Source organism: Paenalicyclobacillus ferrooxydans (assembly GCF_001399675.1).
In the GTDB taxonomy this organism is placed as follows: domain Bacteria; phylum Bacillota; class Bacilli; order Alicyclobacillales; family Alicyclobacillaceae; genus Alicyclobacillus_B; species Alicyclobacillus_B ferrooxydans.
In genome coordinates, this window is the sequence record NZ_LJCO01000063.1 from 1 (window position 1) to 646 (window position 646).

At 46.6% G+C, this 646-nt stretch carries 1 protein-coding gene and 1 pseudogene; both read right to left on the minus strand.

The window, feature by feature from the left end; translation table 11 throughout:
- Positions 1-81 precede the first annotated feature (81 nt).
- Positions 82-291: a hypothetical protein gene (locus AN477_RS14695; protein WP_054969924.1), complete on the minus strand. Its 210-nt coding sequence runs from the start codon at positions 289-291 to the stop codon at positions 82-84.
- A gap of 45 nt (positions 292-336) precedes the next feature.
- Positions 337-646 (minus strand): annotated as a pseudogene (locus tag AN477_RS14700) (mercury(II) reductase); the annotation flags it as partial.

Consider the following 646-nt stretch of genomic DNA (forward strand, 5'->3'; position numbering starts at 1 on the left):
AAAAATGTGGAATTTCTTACGCTAAGACACAAATGGAAACGGTCTAACCTTTTTGTGAAAGTGGATACGATACAGCAAATGTCACCGTTTCAACTTGTGCCATTTTCTCAACGCAATGATCCCCCAAATCGCTTCAACCACTCCAAATGGCCATGTTCCAGCTAACCACCCATATGTAGCTGATCCGAAACAAGCCAGTGCAAATGCGAATGTGAACCAGCGAGAACGTGATTCTAATGCATAAAAGACCATCATCAAAGTGACGATGGTCGCTCCAAACACTGTAAGCATTTAAATTCCTCCAATCTAGGGCCAATTTTGCATCATCTCATCACTTTAACCCGCACAGCACGAAAGTTTCGAAACATCCTTATCAAACGTCAAAGTGGCTAGTTTCAGTCCCTCTGCCATGGTGAGGTAGGGGGCCAGGGTTCCTCGGAGATCCTCAATGGTTAGACCAAATTTGATGGCAAGTACCGCTGCGTAAATCACATCACCTGCATTTTCAGCCACGATATGTGCGCCGAGGATTTTGCGGGTCTGTGCATCCGCAATCAGCTTGAATACACCGGTGGTCTCCCGATTCACAAGTGCGCGTGGTACGGCATCCAACGGCAGTACAGAGGATATCACATCGTAACCTTCC

Excerpts from the sequence above, each read along its gene's own strand:
- AN477_RS14695 (WP_054969924.1), bottom strand. The coding sequence starts at position 291 with ATGCTTACAGTGTTTGGAGCGACCATCGTCACTTTGATGATGGTCTTT.